Below are 23730 nucleotides of genomic sequence, written 5' to 3'. Positions count from 1 at the left end.
CTCGACTTCGATGTGATATGTATTGAAATTCAAGCACCACTATAAAATTATAAATTAGCATACGGAACCTGGATACGCAATGCAAATATTAAACTGCCGAACCCTGACCACTCTCTCCCTTTTTCACATGAAACGTTTGTATGCTGCCATCCTCGCCAATCACCAGCATGTTCAACTGAGCGCCATACGCGCATCCGCCATCTATACCGATCTTGTCTCCACTGGGATCAAACCAGATGTCTGCATGGTCATGCAGATGCTTCACAGGGGTGTGTCCAAATATCACCGTCTCCGTGATGGAAGTTGGCCTTGTGTAGAATTCTTCCCGAATCCACATAAAGTCTCGCTCAGGCTGGTTATGCCAGTCCTCCACGTCTGGATTAACTCCTGCATGCACAAAAATGTAACCAGGAACTTCATACACCAGGGGAAGTTCATCGAGAAAACGAAGATGATGCTCATACTGGGCACGAATCCACTGCTTGGCTTCCGTATAGGCCGTCCAATCGATCTGTTCTTCGTCAAAACTGACCTCCACGTAACTGCCCAGTGTCTGCAGTCCTCCATTGCGAATCCAGTGTCTGTCGTACTCTTCAACATCATTCATCAGCGCTTTGACCATCATGGCATCATGATTGCCCTTGATAACCACTATACCGTGCGTTTGCCGCAGCTCCATAATCTGTTCAACTACCTGCCGGCTCTTCGGTCCCCGGTCTACATAATCTCCAAGCAAAATCAGTTCGTCCTGACCGGGATCAACATTCACTTGATTAAGCAGCGCATTGAATTCATCATAACAGCCATGAATATCACTTATGATACATCTGCGAATGTGAATTCCTCCTTTCTGCTCACACAAGAATACAGTTGAAGCCCCGCACAGCGAGGCCCCAACTCCTTAGAAATATAAATTCCCGTTCAACCGGTGTTAATCCTTCTTCAATCCAAAAGCTTCAGCGATCAGGCCAAAAGAGCGCAGACGTGCTTCAAAAGAGTGAATCGCTGATGCAATGATGACTTCATCGGCTTCGTGACGTTCTGCCATGGCTGTAATTTTCTCCTTCACCTGATCAGGCGTTCCCACGATGGAGAAGGAGCGACGCTGACGGATCTGTTCCATTTCCATTGCCGTATACGGATAATTATGCACAGTTTCCAGCGAAGGGAAGGAACTCTGTTCCAACCCTCTGCCAAGACGCAGAAAGAACAGTTCATTACTGCGGGCCAGTTCTGCCGCTTCTTCCTCCGTCTCCGCACAGAAAGCCGATACGGCAATCATGGAATGAGGCTTGTCATTCAGAATCGATGGTTTAAAATGTCTGCGATAATGCTTCATCGCTTCTTCTCCGCCAGGTGTACCGAAGAATTGTGCAAATGCATATGCCGTTCCCTGTGCTGCAGCAATACGGGCACCTTCTGAACTTGAGCCCAGCAGCCAAACTTCAGGTACAGTCGGCACGGATGGTCCAGCCACCAATGATGCAAAACGGTGACCCTCTGGCAGCTGCTCGTGGAAATAACCGCCCAGATCAGCGATCTGCTGCGGGAAAAATTGTACATTCGATGCTTTGCCCTCATTCAGCGCCCGGCTCGCGATTGGCATGCCGCCTGGTGCTCTGCCAATGCCGAGATCAATTCGTCCTGGGTGCAGCGCCTCAAGCAAACGGAAGTTCTCTGCGACTTTATAGGCGCTGTAGTGCGGCAGCATCACGCCGCCGGAGCCTACCCGGATACGATCCGTATGAGCTGCTACATGGGCAATCATCACTTCCGGACTGGAAAAGGACAGCGCTCCGCCGCCATGATGCTCGGACATCCAGAACCGGGAGTACCCAAGTTCATCGGCATGCTTCGCAAGGGTCACCGTCTCATGGAGGGTGTCCTGCACACTGCGTCCTTCATTGATATGTCCGTGTTCGAGTACACTAAGTTTCATCTATATTCATCCTCTCGTCTTCTGCGTTGTTGGCTGCAAATTATGTTAAAAACCTCGCTCATTCCATTGTAACATTATTAATTACAGTTTCAAAATAAACCCTGATTTTAGGATTACCGGATGGAGCATTGAACCTGGCCACTTCACCTATCTCATTATTTACACGGATCCGTAAACTATGAATACAAAAAAAACGTCACCAGCATGAGCAGCAGCTGGCGACGTTACTTGTTGATCAGAGCCTGCATTCCGTTATGGTGCTCGTTTGGGCAGCAGCTTCACGTACTCATCCGATAACCTCATCAGGCTGAGCACATGCTCATAATCCGAACGATACGGTTCCAGATCGGTAACCGGTTCATACGTTTTGAGCGAGTAGGCTGTTCCATCTTCAAAACCTGCACCCGGAATAAACATGATGTCATTGTTCACAAATGAGCCGGTCGGCAAATAATAGCGGATACCGAATGCATTATGATCCATATTCAGCAGATCATGGCCAAATGCGGTGAACTGTTCTTCTTTTAACGAAACACCCATCAGATTCATGACCGTCGGCAAAATATCAAGCTGGCCTCCAGGCTGTTCGATCACTTGACCTTTTACCTGTTTTGGCGTGTGAATCAGGAGAGGAATGTTAAAACGACTCACTTTGCCATCATACGGGACATTCAGGTTGGCCTGAATCTGCTCCGTAATCTCGTCATTTGCGGGCAATCCGAAGTGATCCCCGCAGATGACAAGTGTTGTATTATCCCACAACCCGTTGGCTTTCAGTTCGTCAATCAGCTGTCCGACCGCATAATCGGTGTAATTAATCGCTTGTAAATAGTCATGCAGCAATGTATTCGTAATCGTTGCAGGAATGGTGATGCGGGCACGATCCGCTGGCACCGTAAACGGTGAGTGGCTCGATGCTGTGATGAACTGAGCATAGAACGGCTGGTTTGCAGCCTGATGCGCAGCCATCTTTTCCACACCTACACGATACAATTCCTCATCCGATGGACCGAAATCGTTAAAACGGTCATTTTCGAAGCTCGGCTTGTCGAAGTATCGATCAAATCCAAGAGCAGGATACATCTTGTTCCGATTCCAGAACGTCACGTCATTGACGTGAAATGTCTCTGACTGATAACCTTCCTTGCGAAGCAGCTTCGGAAGACTTGGCAGCTCGCGGTCACTATAACCGGCTGACATCGGGACAACCCCGGTTGGATAAATGGATGTATTGGACATAAACTCGGCATCCGAGGTGTTTCCCTGTCCGATCTGTTGGAAAAAATGAGAGAAATAATAGCTTTCCTTGGCTAAATCGTTCAGTACCGGTGTTAACACCTGACCATCCAGCGAAGCGTTTATCGGAAAATTCTGAAAGGATTCCAATTGCAGCACAATCAGATTGCTGCCTTTGGCCTGACCAAAATATTTGGCCTTGATCTCCGATCCCTGACTTGCTTGATCCTGGTAAGGGTACTTGCTCACCAATTGATTGATTTTCTCAATCGTTTCATTAATATTGCCATTCGCAATGGCCTCGTTTTCCTTGCTTGTTAGAATGGCCGAAGATACCTGATAATTCAGAAACCCAAGATTTTCAGCCCGCACCAGTTCGTTATCAATGGTTTCGCCTTTGACAATGAAACTGCCTGACAGAACGATACAAAACGCAGCAGTAAGGGCTACGCCCAGCTTGCCCCAGTATCTTCTGCGAATTTTTCCGAAATGCAAGCCGCTGTCCCGGTGACTCCCATTCCTTCCACTCGAACGTCGACTGCGCAAAATGAGCCAAACCGGAAGTGCGAGTATGATATCTGCAAAGAACAAGAAATGTGAAGGACGTACCAGTGGTCCGATACTGCCCCGTACCTGTGCTACCTGCCCGAGTTCGCTTAGTGCCGTATATGTCGGTACGGAACTAAAGTGCACGTTATACAACGTAGCCGCGAATAGAATGAGAGAGAACAGCAGGTTAAACCCGCCATATACCATCCGCTTCCAACGCTTCGGCACGATGAGATCCAGTATGCACACCACAGTCAGAGCTCCCAATGCATCGGTTACCAGACCCACCCCGGACAAACCTTGGAAAAAGAAATACCGCAAAAGCGACAGCTTCAGCAGCATAAGGATAAATAGGACGGCAAATAAAGTCCGTGAGGAGGTCCGTTCATTTTTGGAATTTAACATGGTCGCTTTCAACCCTTATCTGAAATTTTACGTTCATTTTACAAAACGCATATTTCAGTATAACAGTTTTGCAATTTGTATTCCATGAACGGACCCGAATTCCTCTAACTAGCTTATTTGCTCATAAACTTAAGCTGTTGTCGATATATCATCATTCTGTACGTCTCTGTCCTGCATCCGAGCCATAAGTAACGCTTGTGCTGCAGCAATTCTTGTGTAGGCCACCTGCTCAGGCGGACAGCTTACGTAGTCCATTCCCATGCGGTGACTATAAGTCAGGATATCCAAACCAATACTTTCCTCCACACAAAGACCCACTTTCAAATGAGGTTTGCGGAGGCGGGCCTGAACAATAGCACGTTCCAGCAATTGTTCCCCCCCTTCAAGATGCAGAATCTCAGTCCCGAAGGACAGGAAATCGGCATGCCTAACGATGTGGGCTACAGTTAACGCCATTTGAGGACCTTCGATCATGGAGCCTACCCTGTAGTGGCAGTGACGTCTTTCCTCCCCGAGAATCTGGTCAGCCACATCATCAATCAGCTCTCTGATCATCTGAAGTTCGCTGCCTGGACCTCTCGAAGTCACTACAATCTCAGGGCGAACCCACAGTCCTTGACGAATGCTTTTGAGCGCCGCGCGAAAAATGGCTTCAATCTGCATTTCATAGATCTCCGGGAAAACGGTTCCAAGACGACATCCACGCTGTCTACTGATCGGGTGTTGTTCATACAACCGGTAAACACGCTGGATTATGCGATCCAGCTCCTCAAGACTGGTTTCATTTCCCCCTTCATTGCCTGCCCGCAAGGAATTCCGACGTTCCTCTAACGCTTCCACATCCGGAAGAAGTTCATCCAACGATAAGTCAAACAGCCGTATGGTTACCGGATATCCGTCCATTTCTTCGAAAATCTGCTCCAAATCGGACTGCAGCATGGGCAGCAGACGTTCCAGGCCGCGTTTGCGCTCATACTCCGTTTCCGCCAGCACCATCTTTTGTACATAGGGTAACCGTGAAGAGGAAAGCAGCATATGTTCCGTTCGACTTAGACCAATTCCCTCGGCCCCAAGCGTACGGGCTATCGCGGCGTCACGGGGGTGGCTTGCATTTGCCAGTACGGTTATATTTTTCACATCATCTGCCCATTCGAGCAGCTGTCGAAGTTCAAGTGAAGGAGATGATTGTTGATGTTTATTGACCACGGCAGTTCTCTTTAATTCTGCAAATTGATTTGCCCCTTCGAATACGTGAGAGGGCTCCACACGCAGCAGCGCCTCTTGCCTGGTCAGCAGACCTTCGTGGACGAAATCTACCATCGTTTTTAGAGCTGCTTCAGGAGTCAGACATGCGTCCCGGGCATGTAAAAGGTAAAGCTTACCCGACTCAATGATAAATTGGATTTCCTGAACAGCAGTACTCCGGCTCTCCAGCTCACGGCTTACTTGCAGCAGAATCTTATACAATTCAGGTTCCGTATTCCTCAGCTGCTCCAGTTCCTCAGCATCAGATGCAGAAGCTGCAGAGGGAGTGTAGTCCCCGTACAATCCTTTAACCCCAGTCAGCGGATGACGCGAGTAAATTGTCCCCATTCCGCAGCGATCCCCATATTCTCCATTCACCAACACTTGGATTAATACCGGCGTACCCTGCTCTACCGAAACAGTGTTGACGTTTTGTTTTTGCCTTCCTGAATCTATACGGGAGAAAGCACGAATGGCACCTTGCAGTTGAAGCTGCACATCCTGAGGGAAAGGTGGATGCCCCCATTCTTCGATGACGTCTTTATATTGGGCTATAGCAAACTCAAGCTTCGTTTCATCCAGGCTCGTGATATTACCCAATCGTTCTTCAAACACTGCATACGGAATTCCATGGACCAAGCGGCCATAATTCTGCAGCAATACCCGGTAACAGTTCAATGCATAGGGACGATTGTTGATTTGACGTGCAAAGCCTTCTACCGTGATGTCATTTAAACCTACATGCAGTAACACTAGGGAGTTCGCAGCTTCGGGAAGTACGTCACTGGCTTGCACAGCAAGCAAAAGCGGAGCCCCCGGATCGCCGAAGGTTTTACCTGTATGCCGCTCCAGCTGCCAAACTGCCTTGATTACATCCTCCGACCCTTCGCCGTAAAATCGTTCAGGACGGGTATGGAACTCGTGACAGCATTCCGTTGTAATGGTGAATCCCGCCGGGACAGGCCAACCCGCTTGACATAGCTCCGCAAGCCCGGCTCCTATACTGCCCATTAGTCCTTTCATCTCTGCCGTGCCTTCTTCCAACAGAACTACCCGTGTCGTCATTACAGCGCTCCCATCCGCCATTCCATGGCTATGCTTAGAGGTACTCGCTTGTTGCGAATCACCCTCTTTTTAATGGTATGATGCAAACCCGCAGTCAAGGACATTTGCTTGCGCATTTTGTGTTGGGAATGTAAACGGATATGGCAAGAAATTTATGGTAGTATATAGCTTGACTCATCAGAAACAACTCAAGAATGACGAGGCATACCCATGCAAGGTGATTCATCACTATTACAGAGGAGTGACTATCATTGTTTAGCAAAGTTGGTCAAATCATGTTGTACGTAAACGATCAGGACAAAGCCCTTCAGTTTTGGACAGAAAAAGCAGGCTTCCACGTGGTCTCCGAAGAAAACAGCGGGGACATGCGCTGGATTGAGATTGCTCCTGAAGAAGGTGCCGAGACAACTCTTATTCTGCACGACAAGGAACTCATTGCCAAAATGTCCCCTGAGTTAAATCTGGGTACACCTTCGCTTATGTTTTTCACAAAAGACCTCGATCGGCTCTATTCGGACTTGTCCAGCAAGCAGGTTACGGTTGGTGAACTGGTTACGATTCCGGGCGGAAGGGTGTTCAACTTTGCAGATGATGAGAACAATTACTTCGCTGTGATGGAAAAAGAGTAATGTAATGCAGGTATCTATGTTACGATTTTGTGATCTTCAACCAGATGAGAGCTTTGGTTTATGAATGTCTTTATCACAAACTAGGCGACTGACAATAGTAGTCAGCCGCCTAGTTTGTTTTACAACCATAGAACTTCACTATAATTGCGCTATCGATTTTCGTTCTTTTCAACACAATATTCCCGCAAATCCGAAAGCGCCAATATCTACGTCAATGTGTCCAATCCTCAAGCCATAAACCGCAATATGTCATCAATCTTTTTCCCATGGGAAATAACACCGTAGTTCATCCAGCTCAGAAAATCGACCTCATACACATGGCCACGCTTGACGGCAGGCAGCTGCTTCCATTCTGTCGTGTCCAGCAGCTTTCGCTCCTCCCCGTGCATGACAGAATCCACATTATCAAATGTAATGAACAAATGATCCGCATGCAGCTGGGCCAAATGTTCCGGTCGAATGTCGATTCTGCGCTCCTCCTTAGTCCATTGCTGTACAAGAGGATGCGGTGTCAATCCCAGGTCTCCGTACATTACAGGTCCTACGTAACCATGCTTTACACCGTACAACACAATTTGAGTTGCTGAGATGCGCAAAAAGGCTACCGTTTTTCCCTGTGTGCATCGCGCTAACAGATCCTTGGCCTCTCTCACCTTTTCTTCATAAGTACCGACAATATCCCAAACACGATTCCCTTTTCCCAACACGTCCGCTGTCGATCTCAAAATGGAACGCCAGTCCTCTCCTTGGTGATTCACATAAAAAGTAGGGACAGTATGCTTGAAACGTTCCAGATTCCACCGTGTATGACCAGCATTAAGCAAAATAAAGTCAGGCTTATGGCTCTCATTGAAAATCGCATCCTGCCGGGTCACATCGAATTCTGGTATATGATCCAATCCCAAATATCGCTGTTTTCCCCAGGAATGGTGAGCAGATTGAAGTACGGGCTCCACACCGAGCGCAAGCACAAAATCCTCCAGATACGGCGCAAATACACGCACTTCCTGACGATAATGACGTCTGTATACACCCGGTGAGATGCCTGCATATTGCTTAAACCGACGACTGAAATAATATTCGTTACTGAACCCAACATTCTGAGCAATGTCATGCAGCCGATCATCCGTTAGCTGCAGAAGCTGTTTGGAACGTTCCAGGCGAATCGTATTCACATAATCCAGAGGAAGCTTGCCTGTCATCTCCTTGAATTGCCGAGTATAACTGGATCTGGTGAGCCGAGTATCCGCGGCCAGTTCATCCACCGTAATAGGTTGATTGTAATGGTCACGGATATAGCGAATAGACCGTTGTAAAAGGGATCGATGATCCTGGCAAGTATTTCGCGGATCATTTTGTTGAAGGAGCCCACGGAACCATTCCTGAAAACGCAGCTGCAGGTCCCATTGTGTCAACCAATCACTCGTTTCCTGTTGGCGCAGCATTTGATCCAACACTTCCAGACAGGAGCTCCAAGGGTTGTAGGACAACTCAATAGGCATGGATGGTTCCAAGGTTTCATTTCGTTGCTGAAAAGCAGGTTTCTTCTTATCAAGTTGAGCGTTTGGAGCATCCTTGCTTACCTCCGCCAGTACCAGGTCAAGTTTATAGTAATGCAACTTTGTTTCTGAGCAAATTCCATTTTGCAGAGGTAAGATGGGTGCTCCAGCGGGAACAAACAATATCATTCCTTTGCTTAACTTGAACATGACATCTTGAGCCAGCAGTTCTCCCTCTCCCTGGGTAACAATGAACAATGAATGGTTACTTGACGTCGTGTAATTTATCCTAATGGATGTTTCTGAAAGAGGGTACTGCACATACTGAATATGCTGAAGAGAACAAAGCCAGGGCTTGGGAAGAATCTGTTCTATTGTAAGTGACATCGTCATCGTCCTTAATTGAGAATAGTTATCATTTATAAATAGTGTAAACGAAAAAAGAAAGCTCTTCAACCCTGGCTGAAGAGCTTTCTTGATTGGATACTTAAAAATTTCACTAAGGCGTCATTTTTTGTAAGAGATCATCAATCTTCATCGAATTCGCCGTTATCGCACCGGATTGCCAATACGACCTTTCCATCATGTACACCTGGTTGTTTTTGACTGCAGGAAGGGATTTCCACAACTTGCTATCCAGCACCTTCAAAGCTTCCTTGTTCTCGGGGGAAGACCAGTCTCCATTGGATGGAAATAAAATAATATGATCCGCATCAAGCTCTGGAATACCCTCTTCAGAAAGGATTTCCTGATATTCTTCCATCTTGCTGACCAGTGGATGCGGCGTTAAACCAAGCTCCGAATAAATAAATCCGGTAAACCGATTTTTAATACCGAATAATGCCAGTGTATTATCGCTGATATTCAGTCGGACAACAGCTACAGTCTCACCCCCGACCGCTTCCTTAAGCTTCGCCTTGGCGTCTGCAATCTTGGCCTCATATGCTGCAACAACTTCTTTACCCTTGTCCGGTTTACCTACAACATCGGCAATGGTCGTCAAAATCTGATTGGAATCCTGCAAAATGTCTTCTGGCAGGCGGTACGTCGGTGCCACCTTTGAATACATCTCATATTTCTCCATGTCCACTCCGCCATCCACTATGATGAGATCCAGATCATATTGCAATAACGCTTCAATGCTGCCTGTCGTGTCAAATTGAGGCACATCCAGATCCAAATATTCCTGTACGCCCCACATCGGATTATACCACTGCACTACAGGTGTGATATCCAGAGCCTTCAGGTAATCTTCCACATAGATACCAGCAATGCGCTGCGGATGCACCGGAATCGTTACATCTCCGAATTCATCCTGTACCACACGTGTCTCCGTCTCTTGGTTTGTTTCAGACGCAATGTCGCCAGAAGCAGCATTCTCAGTTACCAATGTCTGAGCCTGTTCCTCCTGTGCACCTGGATTAGCACTACATCCCGTGATAAGCAATACCGTAACCAGAACTGCGATTCCCCAACCTTTAATACTGTTACTCCAACTTGCCATGCTACTCTTCACCCCTATGTAATCAGCTGTATAAAAGAGAATGTAAATATATAATGATTATCATTCTCAATTAAGTTCTAAGGTGAATTGTACCTTACGCCTTACCAGACTCACAATACACATTTGAATTCATTTTTTTATACAAACAAGAAGCATGGGGGTTACCTTGCCTCTGCTAGCGCAGAGGCAGTTTCCCGTTATGGTAACTTGCAAGCAGTTGTCTCACAAAGGTACTTTGGACTTCTCCCTGCAGTAATCCAGCCCCCAATCAGTCCGATATCATCACTCACATAACCGACCAATTCGGGATTTTCTTAAACTTCTGATCTGTGATCAGCTTGCCATCATTCAAATCGTTCAGGAGCTTCTCCGCCGCTGTTCTGCTCATTTCGGCATTCCTCCATTTGGTGTGATCTTGTACATCTCAGGTATCTCAAATCTTCGCACGAAGCGAGTAGGATCTGCAGTGAAGTGATCCAAGCCCCTCTCATCATACTCCTGAAGAAGTTGACCCAGTATGCGAGCAATAATGCCGCAATCCGCCAAGGCATCATGTCTTCGAATGCCGACTGTATTGATGTTATAATACTGAATCAGAAAATCCGTAGAAATAACCTCACGCACTTCAGGATGAATATACGTGAACATCGCTTTCGTATCCAGCACCTTATTGGTAAACATCGACACGTCAAATTGCTCGCAGTGACGCTTCAATATAGGCAGATCATATTCATACCCTGCATGTGTTACGAGAATCTTGTCCCCCACAAAGCTGGAGAATGCATGAAATGCTTCTGTAAAAGCAGGAGCTGTGATCATATCCTCATTCGATATGCCCGTTAACTTGGCTACAGCATTCGGTATCGGTTTACTGGCACGTGAGAAGGAAGAGAATGTTGAATTCCTTGTCTGTCCGCGTTTGTAATCCATTGCACCGAATTGGGTAATGCTCTCTTGCTCGGGATGAATCCCTGTCCCTTCGAGATCAAATATGCAGTACAAGCGCTCGTGCAGCTCGGGCACATACAGGTCGTCCACAACATATCGGTCGGGATAAAACTTGATTTCCATAAGTACCTACCCCTTGAACTGTTCGGAATATGTACGTCTCAGGTAGACGATGTGAGCATAGTGGTGTCGGCAATGGTCCGCAATATGGAACAGACTCCAGCGAATCACTGCACCTTCTCCATTTTCATAAGGAACCACCCGTTCCAGATCATGATCTTGCAAAGACAGGCATACACTTCTGAACATTTCCCGAATGGAAGAATGCTCTTGCAGCCAGGTTTGTATCGTCAAGTCCGGTATCAAAGGTAACTTTCCATCTGCGTCAAACATCGGTCCATATTTCTCCGTATAGCCAGCAGGCACTTCTTGAGACTGTAAGCGAAATACCCAGTGAAGCAACACAACACTGATGTGTCTTAACAGCTGGGCTGTGCTGTTTACATCATGTGCAGGTCCTTTGAACTGCAATTCCTCCGCACTCATGTCTTTCACGAGTCGAATTAATCTCTCATCATTGTAATTTACCATGGCATGCAGCAGACCTACTACCGGCGTCATGGCTGGATCAGGGCTCAAATCATTGATATTTGTCATTTCATCCATGCTGTAACCTCCTTGAGGATCTACGGATTAGAATTAATTTGACTCTTGCCACAGACGGGTGACCTACACCAAATTATGTTCCTTATCGAACTCCAATTTATAAATATCCGGCATCGTTGTGCTCACCCAGAAATCGTAACCGTAGGAAGGATCAAAATGCTGAAAAATAAGGGTCATCACATCCCCATGTGTCCCAATCGCGACTTTTTGTCCAGCGTGTGTGTCCAGAATTCGCTCAATTACAGGTACAGCTCGTGAGCATGCCTGTTCACCTGACTCTCCTCCCGGGTATGCAAAGGAAGGATCAAGGTATAATCGTTGTTTGGCTCCACGAAAATCGGCATGCTTCACCGTTTCATCGGATAGCTTACGTTCTCGCAAATCTTCCACTGTCACCACGAATGCACCCGCTCCTTCAGCCAGTTCCTGAATCGTATCCACTGCCCGCTTGTAAGGACTGGAATAAAAGCATTGAATTCGCTCCTCACGGAGCAGAGTTGCAACTGCCGCCGCATCCCGCTTCCCCTGTTCCGTGAGTCCCCGCTCTCGTTCCTGCCCTTCCACATAAGCTGACTCCGCATGCCGAACAAAGTATAAAACCGTTGTGGCCTCATTCCTCATCTGCCCGCCATCCCTTTCTTCTTCTCAATAACAATCAGGCAGGTGCTGTCTGGCAAAGGTGCCGGCTGACCGTCTTCCTTCATGAACACAATGCGTTCTGCAAGTGCCTCGTTATACCCTTCCTGAAGAAAATGCTCCAGCCGAATGATCTCGGCCTGCTCACCAAGTGCTTCGCGAATACAATTTTCATAGGTAGATGGGGTAAAGATGCCAAACTGTTCCTGGATCTCGTGAACATATGCTTCTTCGCCCCATGTATATGTGTACAGAAATTCCATCGCATCGTTGATGTTGAGAACAGCTTCATTTTCAGCAGCCCGTTCGAATGTAATCTCACGACCCTGGAAGTCCTGAGCATATCGTTCCAACCAGCGCATCCCTTCCGGTTCCAAAAAGCGAATCCGCCTTTTCTGATCTTCAGGTTCTGTCATAATGCCATCCCTGATCAAGATCCTTCCACCCGGCGACAGTACGTGAAACGAACTCTTCAGTGCTGCAACAACCGTGTCCGTGTTAAATCTCCGTCCGTCTCGCTCAATATAGGAGTATAACTCATGCAGAATAGATGAAAAAATGACCGTATCCACCGTGCCTGGCTGCACGTATTGATCCAGCTGCAAAGCATCCCCTTTCATCACCTGCCAGCGGTGACCTTCCCGCTGCTTTTTGCGCTCCAGCGCTTCGATGACATTGGTAGAGATATCAATGCCGATCGGCTCCGCATCCGGTTTCTCCTGCTCAATGAGATCAAGCAGCACGCCCCCGCCAGGACCAATATCCAGGACACGTTTGCCAACGATGTAGTCCAGCAGCACTTTTTTATAATCACCCGAGCTGTTCATGTCCGCCAGATATGTTTCTTCATTATGAAACCGGTCATACGCATCCCGCCGCAGTCCGAACAAATCGAACAGCAACAATACAGCCTTCTCGTATAATGGAGATTTCTCGGCTTCAATACAAAACGCAATCAGCTTCTCGGCCGCAGGTGAAAACTCAAAAGTCACAAAAACCGTATCCGTCAAATCAGGATGACGTAAGGCGCGATGGGTCAAGTGAGGATAAGTGACCGACTGTCCCTCTTCAATCTGTTTCCAGGACCATTGTTCCAGGTACTTCTCAATCATTCGTTTTTTGTAGATGTTCAGCTTCTTGACGCCTTTATAATCGTAATACATCGTATTCATTAACGGTTCGAAGCTGATATGGCGTACTTCATCTGCCTCCGGTGCTGAGGTAGCCATGTCCTTACTGTGCAGGGAGAGCAGGAAAACTTTGACCATTTCCTGCAAAGAAAAATCACGCAATGCGGATTCCACGTACCACAATGTGAGATGAGACAGCGGTGCCAGCACCTTTTCTATATCAAGCTCTGTCTGCAGGTTGGCATAAGCTTCATCCATGGACTCTCCTTCACGAATGGATAAACTCCTCAGACGGGATAGTCGTTCCTTCAACGGCCAGTCTGCATGATCCGGCTCACTAATGATCCACCCTACAATTCGCTGTACTTCTGATTCGACCTGTCTCCACAGCATCGGATCAACACCAGCAATAATGCATTCATTGAGCGCCATCAGGATGGTCTGCAATTCCTCGGCTGTCAGCCAGCCTTGCGTTATGAAGGAATGCAGCGGAGCATTCTCGGCAAAAGGGATCTCACCTCGTATGTATTGACCAATAAGACCATGCGTCGCAATTAAGGTGCGAACCATGTGCTGCCTCGGCGTTATGGTGTTCTCCCGATCAGCATATAATTCGGGTGTTTGATCAACCGTATGATAGCCATCGTCCATGCTTCCTGTCTTCCGATGAATAACGTACTGACTGTATAACTGTGCGGATCCAATATTATGTACGAACAGATTTATCCCTGCGCGCTGCCAAACCTTTCTTTGTTTCAGGGAACCGGCTTTGGCTGTCTCCGACCAGACCAGCACTTCCTCTACCAACTCACGTACCCAAAAGGAAACATTCTGCTGATCCAGTACGCGCAAACTCCGCTCCACGTAGTCCAGAACGGGATTGGTCCCTTCAAGTTCAGCAATGGAATGAATACGTTCCAGATTAATAATGGGTTGCTCGGCTGCTGCCAGCAGCTGCAGCCATGAATGCTGCCCCGCCTCTGGGATGTTGCCTCTTCTGTAGGAATGTATGGCTTCTAATGAGTGCAGCATGTTGACATTCACCTCGTTATTTTAGTTCAATTTATACGTTCAATTGATTCAGTTGCTCCTGGACAAATTTCAGCACTTCTTCTGCTTCATTGCCTGGCAAACACTCTTCCAGACGTGCAGCAGCAACAGGCAGAATCCATGATTCGATCTCCTTCCAGGTTAAGCCAGTAAGGTGCATATAATGGTTGGTGTACCCATCCACAATCGTATCACGAGACCTTTCAAATCCCAATCGAATCTCCGGATCCGCATCCTCCGGTAACGATGCGCTTTTTAATATGACCCAGCTGCGTGCCACATCACCTGCAGGATCGCCCGACATGCCCGTCATCCAATCGATCACATAGCAGCTGTCTTTCATCTCGTTCACCATGACATTATCGGGATGATAATCACCGTGACAGATCTGTGTTCGTTCCGGGAGACTTGACAGGTAAACCAGTATGCGTGTCTTATCCTCTTCGGACAATAGCTGTGTTCTTCGAATTGCGCCTGACAAGATCTGCTTCTGTGAAGGAAGAACTCCTTGATCGTCACTTTGGGAATGAAGCTCCACATGGCAGACAGCCAGTTGATGTACAAGCTCCTGAAGTCTTAGGGGCTGTCCAAACATCATTGAAAACATCGTATGACCTTCAATTCGTTCAAACACGATTCCTTGACGATTCGCCTCATCTATAATTACCCTGGCCTGTGGCACGGGCAATCCCTTGTCATATAGAATTTGCGTAATTCTGAATTCATTCTGGACAGCTTCAAACGAAAAGTCACTTTTGTACAATTTCATAATCTGATTGGACGGATAAGCATAGATGTCTGCGGTTCTTCCCTGACCAATAAGCTTCATAACTGAGCCCCCACCCATCTGTTATTCGAATTCTTTGCCTCTGATTTTACTAAACACCATGACATCTACCAGCGTACCTGCACGGTCACGATGCACACTTCGCAGTATGCCTTCAAGAGTAAATCCTGCGCGCTCAGCCACTTTGGCACTTCGTATATTACGCGAATCACAGCGAATCTCCAATCGATTCGCATCCAGATATTGAATTGCGAACTGCTCAATCCCTTGCACCGCTTCCGTCATCAGTCCTTCACCGGTCCGCAATGTTCTGATCCAATAGCCAATCTCGAAACAGCGTGCATTCCAATCGATGCGATGCAGACCGCTGCTGCCTACAAATTCATTGGTATGTCTATCTCGTAAATGGAGAACCATATCGGTTCGCTCCAAAAATTGCAATCTGGCTTTGCGAACATGTGCTTCGGATTCTTCTAACGAAGGTATATTTTCGGCAAAGGGCAGCCACGGACGCAGCTGCTCCACACTTTCGCGAATGGCATCGTTAATTTCCGCCCCATCTCCCCACTCCGGAGCTCGAATCGTGAGACGGGTTGTATTGAAGCTCTCAGGAAAAGACAGCATAATCGGATTCATTGGATTGGTGTTAGTCATGCTCCCTACTCCTCTACCTGGAATATGGAATCCACAATAAGTGGCAGGTTATCCCGTACGGAGACAGCTCCAAAAACCGAACGTGCGTGCACGCCCTTCTCCCCAAATACGTCCATCATTAGATCCGAAAACCCGTTCAAAACTTTGTGATGTTCCTGATAGGAAGCAGAAGCATTAATGAAGCCCTGAACCTTGATCACACGTTTCACCCGATCCAGTGAACCCAGCACATCCTGGACCACGGCGAGCACTTCGACCCCTGCATTCCGGGCAAAATCATACCCCTGCTCGGTCGTAAAATCCTCCCCTAGTTTGCCACGCTCCACTGTATCCGGCCCTTTCCCTGACACGTACATCAACCCATTTACAATGACCGCATTGGCATACTTCGCTGCCGGTGTGCTTGCCTGTGGCAAGATAATACCCAATTCACTCAACCTCGTTGCTATCATCGGCTTCGACCTCCCTGGAGACAAATGTTTACATCGTACATCTATCAATATATTACTATTTTGGATAAACATTAATATACGCCCGATCTAAGACTTAAGCAATGTTTATACCTTGATCACAGGTACCGTGCTATCCTAGTTCATTGCTTTCAAGTTTAACTCCCCTATACTACGTTCAATATTTAATCAGATGGCACATCCCCAAGGTTGTTTCTAAATTAAATGCTTATTTCAGAATTAGTTAATATATTAATTCATATCAATTGAAAACGTTATATTGTAATTTCACCCGATCTCTTTTACGATAGATACAATGCTTACTAATATTATGCGGCTAATTAAAGGAGGACTTTATCTTGAGTGCACCCTTATTTCGTGATCCCATCTTCGATGGAGCGGCTGATCCGGTCGTTGTATGGAATCGTTCCGAGCAAACCTGGTGGATGATCTACACCAATCGCAGAGCTACCGCAGGAGGTCCGAAGTTTGCCTGGGTTCACGGCACGGATCTCGGCGTAGCCTCTTCATCCGATGGAGGACAGTCATGGACTTATCGCGGTACGTTGACAGGTCTTGAGCATGAATGGGGACATAATACGTTTTGGGCACCGGAAATATTCTGGCATAACAACACGTACCACATGTATGTTAGTTATATACAAGGCGTACCTCATGACTGGCCGGGTCATGACCGTCACATTATGCATTACACCAGCCCCGACCTCCTGACTTGGACGTTTCATGGCAAACTGGAGCTTAGTTCAGACCGCGTCATCGATGCCTGCATCTACCCGCTCCCGGATGGACGATTCCGTATGTGGTACAAGGACGAGACGAATTCTTCTCACACCTATGCCGCAGACAGCACGGATCTCTACCATTGGGACGTTATCGGTCCGGTCATTACAGGTCGTGCCCACGAAGGGCCTAACGTTTTTCGTTTCCATGATTCCTATTGGATGATTGTTGATGAATGGAGAGGACAAGCCGTATATAAATCTGATGATCTGGAACATTGGGAGTGGAACAGCATGATCCTTGATCAGCCGGGGATTCGCGAAGATGATGGCGTGATCGGTTTGCATGCAGATGTGGTGGTCCAGGATGAAGAAGCCTATATCTTCTATTTCACTCATCCGGACCGTATCGAAGGCGTCGATCATGCCAGTGAGCCTGCTCGTCGTTCCTCGATTCAAGCCGCCCGGCTGGATGTAGTGAACGGGGTTATGGTCTGCAACCGTGATGAAGAGCTGCAATTGCAGCTTCGTCCAGAGACAGATGTAGACCATATTTCCGTTTGAGCACACCCTGCAAGACGAATCTCAGTATATTTCTAATGTAAAATAACTGGCAAAGACCTGAACAAAGACCTGCTTTTGCAGGCTTGATCAGGTCTTCTTTTGATTCCCGCTTGATTCTGAGCAATTTACAGAGATTGAGATAGACCCGAATCTTTATACCCCTGTCTGTATGTTCTTGGAGACATTTGAACTGTCCGTTTGAACACTTTGCCAAAATGGGAAAAGTTACTGAAGCCTGCACGCCAGGCGATCTCCGTAATGGAATCCCCACTCTCCCGCAGCAAGCGCTGCGCTTCCTTCACGCGAAGCAGATTCAGATAATCGATAAAGGTGAATCCTGTGGTTTGTTTGAACAATCGACTGAGATAATGCGGACTGATCCGGAATTCTGCCGCAACTTCGGGCAGCGAAAGAGGGTTCTGATAATTTTCATTCAGATAGCGGACAACCGCTTGCGTTTTGGGATGTAGAATCGGCTCGCTCTCCGCAGCATGTACCTTGCCCTGCTGTTGATTGCGGTATGCGATCAGCAGCAATTCAATGGATCGGTGGCGCAGCAGCAGACTGCTTCCCGCTTGGGGCTGGACCATCTCATCAATCATTTCATTGACAATTCGTTCTGCGGTTTCGCTGTTATGTGGTGGAAGCCTCAGCATCGGAACTTCCCATCCGAAAGGTTCCTTTAACCCCTCAATCAATGAAGGCGCTATACTCATCTCCCCAAACAGCTCCGGCTTCAGGTACAGTACAATTCGTTCATGGTCTGGTCTCCCGCTCTCCAGTGTCTTATGAACGGCATTCCGGTCCACGAATACAAAATCCCCGGCTTTTACGTGGTAGGAGCGGTCTTTAATAAAATAGATGCGCTCACCCTTCAAGAGATAGTACAGCTCATAATGGTCATGAAGATGGTCAGCTGTCATGGAATAATAGCCAAGCCGGCGATCATATTCAATATCCAAATATCCGGTAGGATCGTGGTAATCTGCTCGAAACGGCTGTGACATGATGCAGCCCCCTTTTCAAGGATTATAGCAAAATAAGCGGGGTTTGAAAGCGATTACGCAAAAAATGCGGCGAAAGAAGTATTCCCTTGTTATAGTCTAGAGCTATATTCAAGGAGGCGATAGATATGAGTGGCAAGAAACGCTATGTATTGGTTGGTACCGGGGGGCGGGCCGAATTTTTTTACGGTGCACTGGCACAAAACTTTCGTGAACAATCCGAACTTGCAGCATTTTGTGATATCAATCAGACCCGGATGAATTATGCCAATCAACTGCTGCGAGAACGATATAAATACAATGAGGTCCCCACCTATACAGCAGATCAATTTGATCAAATGATTGAAAACGAGAAACCGGACGCCGTCATTGTGACCAGTATTGACCGTACTCATCACAAGTACATCATTCGGGCCATGGAGCTTGGATGCGATGTCGTGACCGAGAAGCCCATGACCATTGATGAGCACAAATGCCAGGACATCCTTGATGCCGCCAAGCGGACCGGGCAAAATATCAGGGTGACCTTTAACTACCGTTATGCTCCCCATCATACCAAGATCCGTGAGCTGATCATGAACGATACGATTGGAAAAGTCACCTCCGTTCACTTCGAATGGCTGCTCAATACCCGGCATGGTGCAGATTATTTCCGCCGCTGGCACCGCGACAAACGTAACAGCGGAGGATTGCTTGTGCATAAGTCCACCCATCACTTTGATCTGGTCAATTTCTGGATCGGTTCTCAGCCCGAAACGGTCTTTGCGTTTGGTGATCTGATGTACTATGGACGGGAAAATGCGGAAGAACGTGGCGTTACCCAATTCTACAACCGCGCAACCGGCAATCCGCTCGCTCAGGAGGATCCTTTTGCACTCCATCTGGATTCGGATGCGCATCTCAAAGCAATGTATCTGGATGCGGAGCCTGAAGATGGCTATCAGCGCGATCAGAGCGTATTTGGGGATGGCATCAATATTGAGGATACGATGGGCGTGCTCGTCCAGTATCAGAACAAAGCGATTTTGACCTATTCCCTTGTCGCCTATCAGCCGTGGGAGGGATATCGTATCGCCATTAACGGCACCAAAGGCCGGATCGAGATGTCCATTGTGGAACAGTCCTATGTCAATTCACTCGGCGACAAAAGTCTGGAAGGTGCACTGATTGGCAAAACGCTGCGTGTACTTCCCATGTTCGATGCCCCGTATGAAGTGCATGTCGAAGAGCAAAAAGGCGGACATGGCGGAGGAGACCCGGTACTGCTCAATGATCTGTTCGGCGAACCTGTAGAAGATCCGTATGCCCGTGCTGCCAACCATATCGATGGAGCGAGATCCATCCTGACCGGTATTGCAGCCAACCGTGCGATTTCTACAGGGATGCCTGTCCAAATCAATAGCCTGGTTCAATTTTAATTATTGCAAGGTTGTTCCTTCAACATGTTATTCAAGGCTGCGTATTTCACGCGGTCTTTTTTCCATTTGGAGTCCTGGCTTGAGAAAATCTTAATATCAAGGGGGAAATGGATGTTCTTTTCATTAAAAAGCCGGCTGATTGCCTTGATTATTGTCTTGTTTGTCCTCTCATTCGGCACGCTCTCCTTCCTGCTATTTGCGGAATCACGGGCTGTCATACGCTCCTATATCGAATCCTCTGCTCTGGAGAAAATGGAGGAATACGGCTCTTATATTGATATGGTCCAAATGCAGATTTACGATGCAGCCTCCCTCGTTTTCAACAGTGATATGGCGAAAAGTTGGGATAATGCCCTGAGTGATCCGCAGTTGTCCGAGGGGGAGAAAATGTTGGCAAACCTTGCCATGAGCCGATTTCTGACGCAGGCTACGAACAGTTACACCAGTATTTCCGATGTGTCCATCTATCGACTAAACGGGCTTCGGATTGGCGCCGAAAATCAGGTCACCAATGACCCTGCCTTTTTGCAAGAATCATGGTATACGAATTTTTTCGCATCCGGAGACCGATGGCTGTCGGCACATACTGACGAGCATGAACGCGTTAGAGATCATGGCAATCCGGTGGTTAGCCTGCTCATGCCTATTGGAACCTTCCATCATGCTACTGCACGTAATGTCATGAAGGTCAATGTAAGCGAGTCCTACTTTCTGGAACCACTAAGCCGGATTCATCTGGCTAAGAACAGCACCATTTTTCTGCTGAACGAACAAGGCCAGCCCATCCTCTCCCAAAAGGCTCATGAACTTGGGACGAGGGCCGTATCCCAAATCGATCTTATACGAAAGAGTACACCGAAATCAGGTGTTGAATATCTGAGCAATGATGAGGGTAAACGGGACATTATGGTATACAAAAAATTGGGACGCACGGGCTGGATGCTGGTTGGTTTGGCACCGGAAAAAGAAATGTATTCCTCTCTGCACAAACTCCAAACGACAACACTTGTAGTCACGATCGCCGTGATATTTCTGTCGCTGTGTGCTGCGGCCTGGCTGTCTTACGGTGTAACCAAACCCTTGACACGTCTTGTGCTGGCGATGAGGCAGGTGCAGCGTGGTGCTTTTGACCAGGCCGAGTCTCTACTGCCTCCGGACCAAAATGTAAAAAGCGAGATCAGTTATGTCGTCTCTACCTTCCGCTACATGATCCTCCGGCTGAGACAGCATATCCAAAATGAATTCGAGTTGAAACTGCTTCGGCAGCAAGCCGAATATAAAGCACTGCTGATGCAGATTAACCCTCATTTTATGTTCAACACGCTGGAGCTGGTAAGCAGTCTCGCCATGCAGCGTCGAACAGACGATACCGTGCAGGTCATAGAGGATCTTGGCAAAATGATGCGGTACTCCATGCATACGAATGATGATCTTGTATCATTGGCCGAGGAACTTGCATATGTCCGCCACTACATCTCCATTCTGCAAACCCGTTTCGGTCCTAAACTTGAAATCTCCATTGAGGAATCGGGCGGTCTGGATCGCCTCATCATCGTCAAGTTTATTCTGCAGCCGTTGATCGAGAATGCCGTCAAATACAGCTTCCAGCACCAAGCTACTGCACAGGTGCATATTCGAATTATCAGGTTGGACCAACGTCTGCAAATCCAGATAAAGGACAACGGACCCGGCATGCCCCAGGAGATCATATCCAGACTCCAGGATCCTCAGGCTGTCACCTCACAGCTGGAGCCGATTCTACGGAATTCAGGCTGGCACATTGGACTTGGAAATGTGATTGCCCGGTGTCGCCTGCATTACGGCTCCCTTTTTGCCATTCATATTACAAACGGGGATGCCCAGGGCACATGTATCGAACTGATTCTACCCGTACAGGAGGATAATCATGTACAACGTATTGATCGCCGATGATGAAATCGAAGTTCGCGAAGGTCTGAAACTGAAAGTGGACTGGGATGGAATGGGCTTTGCTATCTCAGGTGAGGCAGCCAACGGCGTTGAAGCTGTTGAACTGCTGAAACAAGGTCCGTTTGATCTGCTCGTAACAGATATGAACATGCCTGTCATGGATGGAGTGCAGCTGCTGGATATTTGCAGAATCCACAATCCGTCCATTGAAATTATCATTATTACCGGATATGAAGATTTCCAATACGCCAGAGCCGGAGTCCGCAGTCATGCCATGGACTACCTTTTGAAGCCAGTGACGCGGGAAGATCTGAGAACAGCCTTAACCAAGATCAAAGAGGAAATGGACAAGAAACGAAAGACCCGGGATGATTCCGAAATGATGCAGTGGCGCCTGTCCCAATACTATCAACAGATGAAAACACACTTCCTGCTGGATCTCGTGAAGGGCAGCAAGCTCCCTCCTTCTGCACTACCGGAACGGATCAGACTGTTCCATCTGGATGAATGGCAGTATTCCCAGGTTTGCTTCCTGACTGCGGGTCTGAGGGAAACAAGCCATCCACCTGCTTCCGAGACCCGTGTTCCGGAGGATATGCACCTCCCGTTCCAGATGGTCTGTCGTGAAATTGCCCAGTCCTATTCGGGGAGCGCACATGTTTTTCAGGATACAGCCCATCCTGGAATCATGCATTTCATGTTATTGGATGGCATTCAGCATCAATTTGCGGAAAGACTGTCGGCACAAGTTAATTCCTATTTGACAATGGAAGTGCAGATGGGAATTGGGCTGACGGTAGCAGGGCTTGACCGCTGGAAGGAAGGGTACGTCCATTCCCTGCTGGCTTGGAACCTTGCCGGACGTCAGACTGGTCAAGCTCAGACCACACAGGTAACGGATCATAGCCCGCTGCTGCCAGAAGAGACCAGTCGCGCACTGCATCGATGCCTCATTCGAGGCGAACTGGATTCCTTCCGCAGCATGATTCGAAAAGAGCTGGATGATGCCTTTCGGCAATCCCCTTCCCGCCTCGTCCGGTGTCTTTTGCAAATTTCACTTCTGATGGAGTCAGCGGCTATGGACTACGTGCGTCATGCTCATAGCAAGCAATCTCAGTGGCTTTCTCCCGAATGGGTACTGTGGCTGGAAACCCCCGAGCAAGCGGATCGGATGCTTATGCAATGGGCACGGGATTTTGTGGATCTGCAGCATCCATCCGAGATCACGGAAGCGAGTTTGATCGAATCGGCGAAACGATATATCGACGAAAACTACATGCAGGAAATAACGCTCACCTCTCTGGCGGAGCAATTTAATTATCACCCTTCCTACTTCTCGGAAATATTTAAGGCAGGAGCAGGCATCTCCTTTATTCAATATGTGACAGAGACCCGGATGAAACACGCAACACGTCTATTGAAGGAAACTCAATTGAGTGTATGGGATATCACCGAGCTTACAGGCTTCTCTTCACCAAGCTATTTCAGTGCCAGATTCAAAAAAATGCACAACATGAGTCCTTCGGAGTACCGATTAAAGCAATCCGAAAAAATCGCTAATGAGCATCCGAAGAAATGAGATTCCGGCCCCTTCGCTTCCCAGGTAAGATGAGGTTATCAGGTCGTTTACCGCTTATTGTGTAAGCGGATTCAATATTCTGAACGACCGTCCACTCTTAGCCTG

General features: G+C 47.7%; 19 protein-coding genes. 5 read left to right on the top strand and 14 right to left on the bottom strand.

The window, feature by feature from the left end:
* Positions 1 to 88: 88 nt before the first annotated feature.
* From HP552_RS15040 to HP552_RS15025, 4 genes are all read right to left on the bottom strand, one after another.
* Entirely contained in the window at positions 89 to 862 is a 774-nt protein-coding gene (locus HP552_RS15040; protein WP_217506436.1) for a metallophosphoesterase family protein, read from the bottom strand.
* A 69-nt stretch (positions 863 to 931) separates the two neighbouring features.
* The gene (locus HP552_RS15035; RefSeq protein ID WP_175396237.1) at positions 932 to 1939 is read right to left on the bottom strand and encodes an LLM class flavin-dependent oxidoreductase; all 1008 of its coding nucleotides are present in this window, start codon (positions 1937 to 1939) and stop codon (positions 932 to 934) included.
* Between the two features lie 252 nt (positions 1940 to 2191).
* Positions 2192 to 4129 (bottom strand): LTA synthase family protein, encoded by a 1938-nt coding sequence (locus HP552_RS15030; protein ID WP_175396236.1) that lies wholly within the window; start codon positions 4127 to 4129, stop codon positions 2192 to 2194.
* 129 nt (positions 4130 to 4258) lie between these two features.
* Positions 4259 to 6439, bottom strand: coding sequence for a putative PEP-binding protein (locus HP552_RS15025; protein WP_175396235.1), 2181 nt, complete (start codon positions 6437 to 6439; stop codon positions 4259 to 4261).
* A 251-nt stretch (positions 6440 to 6690) separates the two neighbouring features.
* On the opposite strand from HP552_RS15025, the gene HP552_RS15020 reads away from it, so the two are divergent.
* Positions 6691 to 7068 carry a VOC family protein gene (locus tag HP552_RS15020; RefSeq protein ID WP_175396234.1) on the top strand — a complete coding sequence of 126 codons (378 nt, stop codon included), beginning with the start codon at positions 6691 to 6693 and terminating at the stop codon, positions 7066 to 7068.
* 227 nt (positions 7069 to 7295) lie between these two features.
* Here the strand turns inward: HP552_RS15020 and HP552_RS15015 are convergent, their stop codons facing one another.
* The 9 genes from HP552_RS15015 to HP552_RS14975 form a co-directional block, all read right to left on the bottom strand.
* The gene (locus tag HP552_RS15015) at positions 7296 to 8954 is read right to left on the bottom strand and encodes an AraC family transcriptional regulator (RefSeq protein ID WP_246310899.1); all 1659 of its coding nucleotides are present in this window, start codon (positions 8952 to 8954) and stop codon (positions 7296 to 7298) included.
* 112 nt (positions 8955 to 9066) lie between these two features.
* Positions 9067 to 10071: an ABC transporter substrate-binding protein gene (locus HP552_RS15010; RefSeq protein ID WP_175396233.1), complete on the bottom strand. Its 1005-nt coding sequence runs from the start codon at positions 10069 to 10071 to the stop codon at positions 9067 to 9069.
* Positions 10072 to 10455: 384 nt separating this feature from the next.
* The gene (locus HP552_RS15005; protein ID WP_175396232.1) at positions 10456 to 11142 is read right to left on the bottom strand and encodes a 3'-5' exonuclease; all 687 of its coding nucleotides are present in this window, start codon (positions 11140 to 11142) and stop codon (positions 10456 to 10458) included.
* 6 nt (positions 11143 to 11148) lie between these two features.
* The gene (locus tag HP552_RS15000) at positions 11149 to 11685 is read right to left on the bottom strand and encodes a DinB family protein (RefSeq protein WP_246310898.1); all 537 of its coding nucleotides are present in this window, start codon (positions 11683 to 11685) and stop codon (positions 11149 to 11151) included.
* A 63-nt stretch (positions 11686 to 11748) separates the two neighbouring features.
* Positions 11749 to 12306 (bottom strand): histidine phosphatase family protein, encoded by a 558-nt coding sequence (locus HP552_RS14995; protein WP_175396231.1) that lies wholly within the window; start codon positions 12304 to 12306, stop codon positions 11749 to 11751.
* Positions 12303 to 14483 carry a class I SAM-dependent methyltransferase gene (locus tag HP552_RS14990; protein WP_175396230.1) on the bottom strand — a complete coding sequence of 727 codons (2181 nt, stop codon included), beginning with the start codon at positions 14481 to 14483 and terminating at the stop codon, positions 12303 to 12305. The genes HP552_RS14995 and HP552_RS14990 overlap by 4 nt, the downstream gene beginning before the upstream one ends.
* Before the next feature lie 31 nt (positions 14484 to 14514).
* Positions 14515 to 15330, bottom strand: coding sequence for an aminoglycoside phosphotransferase family protein (locus HP552_RS14985; protein ID WP_175396229.1), 816 nt, complete (start codon positions 15328 to 15330; stop codon positions 14515 to 14517).
* 21 nt (positions 15331 to 15351) lie between these two features.
* Positions 15352 to 15924, bottom strand: coding sequence for a GNAT family N-acetyltransferase (locus tag HP552_RS14980; RefSeq protein WP_175396401.1), 573 nt, complete (start codon positions 15922 to 15924; stop codon positions 15352 to 15354).
* 23 nt (positions 15925 to 15947) lie between these two features.
* Positions 15948 to 16394, bottom strand: a complete 447-nt coding sequence (locus tag HP552_RS14975) for a RidA family protein (protein ID WP_175396228.1) — start codon at positions 16392 to 16394, stop codon at positions 15948 to 15950.
* Between the two features lie 356 nt (positions 16395 to 16750).
* On the opposite strand from HP552_RS14975, the gene HP552_RS14970 reads away from it, so the two are divergent.
* Positions 16751 to 17695 carry a glycoside hydrolase family protein gene (locus HP552_RS14970; protein ID WP_175396227.1) on the top strand — a complete coding sequence of 315 codons (945 nt, stop codon included), beginning with the start codon at positions 16751 to 16753 and terminating at the stop codon, positions 17693 to 17695.
* Between the two features lie 125 nt (positions 17696 to 17820).
* Here the strand turns inward: HP552_RS14970 and HP552_RS14965 are convergent, their stop codons facing one another.
* Positions 17821 to 18702, bottom strand: coding sequence for an AraC family transcriptional regulator (locus HP552_RS14965; protein WP_175396226.1), 882 nt, complete (start codon positions 18700 to 18702; stop codon positions 17821 to 17823).
* A gap of 125 nt (positions 18703 to 18827) precedes the next feature.
* Between HP552_RS14965 and HP552_RS14960 the strand changes: the two genes are divergently transcribed.
* The 3 genes from HP552_RS14960 (at position 18828) to HP552_RS14950 (ending at position 23625) form a co-directional block, all read left to right on the top strand.
* Positions 18828 to 20117, top strand: a complete 1290-nt coding sequence (locus HP552_RS14960; RefSeq protein WP_175396225.1) for a Gfo/Idh/MocA family oxidoreductase — start codon at positions 18828 to 18830, stop codon at positions 20115 to 20117.
* Positions 20118 to 20228: 111 nt separating this feature from the next.
* Complete coding sequence (locus tag HP552_RS14955) at positions 20229 to 22049, top strand: cache domain-containing sensor histidine kinase (protein WP_175396224.1); 1821 nt, start codon at positions 20229 to 20231, stop codon at positions 22047 to 22049.
* Positions 22024 to 23625 carry a response regulator gene (locus HP552_RS14950; protein ID WP_175396223.1) on the top strand — a complete coding sequence of 534 codons (1602 nt, stop codon included), beginning with the start codon at positions 22024 to 22026 and terminating at the stop codon, positions 23623 to 23625. Before HP552_RS14955 ends, HP552_RS14950 begins: the two co-directional genes overlap by 26 nt.
* Positions 23626 to 23730: the final 105 nt, after the last annotated feature.

It is taken from the genome of Paenibacillus xylanilyticus, from assembly GCF_013359935.1.
GTDB classification, from domain to species: Bacteria; Bacillota; Bacilli; order Paenibacillales; family Paenibacillaceae; genus Paenibacillus; species Paenibacillus xylanilyticus.
This window is presented reverse-complemented; position numbering and strand designations above follow the sequence as displayed.

Coding starts and splice junctions, on each gene's coding strand:
- HP552_RS15035 (WP_175396237.1), bottom strand. CDS start 1,939: ATGAAACTTAGTGTACTCGAACACGGACATATCAATGAAGGACGCAGT.
- HP552_RS15030 (WP_175396236.1), bottom strand. CDS start 4,129: ATGTTAAATTCCAAAAATGAACGGACCTCCTCACGGACTTTATTTGCC.
- HP552_RS15025 (WP_175396235.1), bottom strand. CDS start 6,439: ATGACGACACGGGTAGTTCTGTTGGAAGAAGGCACGGCAGAGATGAAA.
- HP552_RS15015 (WP_246310899.1), bottom strand. CDS start 8,954: ATGTCACTTACAATAGAACAGATTCTTCCCAAGCCCTGGCTTTGTTCT.
- HP552_RS15010 (WP_175396233.1), bottom strand. CDS start 10,071: ATGGCAAGTTGGAGTAACAGTATTAAAGGTTGGGGAATCGCAGTTCTG.
- HP552_RS15005 (WP_175396232.1), bottom strand. CDS start 11,142: ATGGAAATCAAGTTTTATCCCGACCGATATGTTGTGGACGACCTGTAT.
- HP552_RS15000 (WP_246310898.1), bottom strand. CDS start 11,685: ATGGATGAAATGACAAATATCAATGATTTGAGCCCTGATCCAGCCATG.
- HP552_RS14995 (WP_175396231.1), bottom strand. CDS start 12,306: ATGAGGAATGAGGCCACAACGGTTTTATACTTTGTTCGGCATGCGGAG.
- HP552_RS14990 (WP_175396230.1), bottom strand. CDS start 14,483: ATGCTGCACTCATTAGAAGCCATACATTCCTACAGAAGAGGCAACATC.
- HP552_RS14985 (WP_175396229.1), bottom strand. CDS start 15,330: ATGAAGCTTATTGGTCAGGGAAGAACCGCAGACATCTATGCTTATCCG.
- HP552_RS14980 (WP_175396401.1), bottom strand. CDS start 15,924: ATGAATCCGATTATGCTGTCTTTTCCTGAGAGCTTCAATACAACCCGT.
- HP552_RS14975 (WP_175396228.1), bottom strand. CDS start 16,394: ATGATAGCAACGAGGTTGAGTGAATTGGGTATTATCTTGCCACAGGCA.
- HP552_RS14965 (WP_175396226.1), bottom strand. CDS start 18,702: ATGTCACAGCCGTTTCGAGCAGATTACCACGATCCTACCGGATATTTG.
- HP552_RS14960 (WP_175396225.1), top strand. CDS start 18,828: ATGAGTGGCAAGAAACGCTATGTATTGGTTGGTACCGGGGGGCGGGCC.
- HP552_RS14955 (WP_175396224.1), top strand. CDS start 20,229: ATGTTCTTTTCATTAAAAAGCCGGCTGATTGCCTTGATTATTGTCTTG.
- HP552_RS14950 (WP_175396223.1), top strand. CDS start 22,024: ATGTACAACGTATTGATCGCCGATGATGAAATCGAAGTTCGCGAAGGT.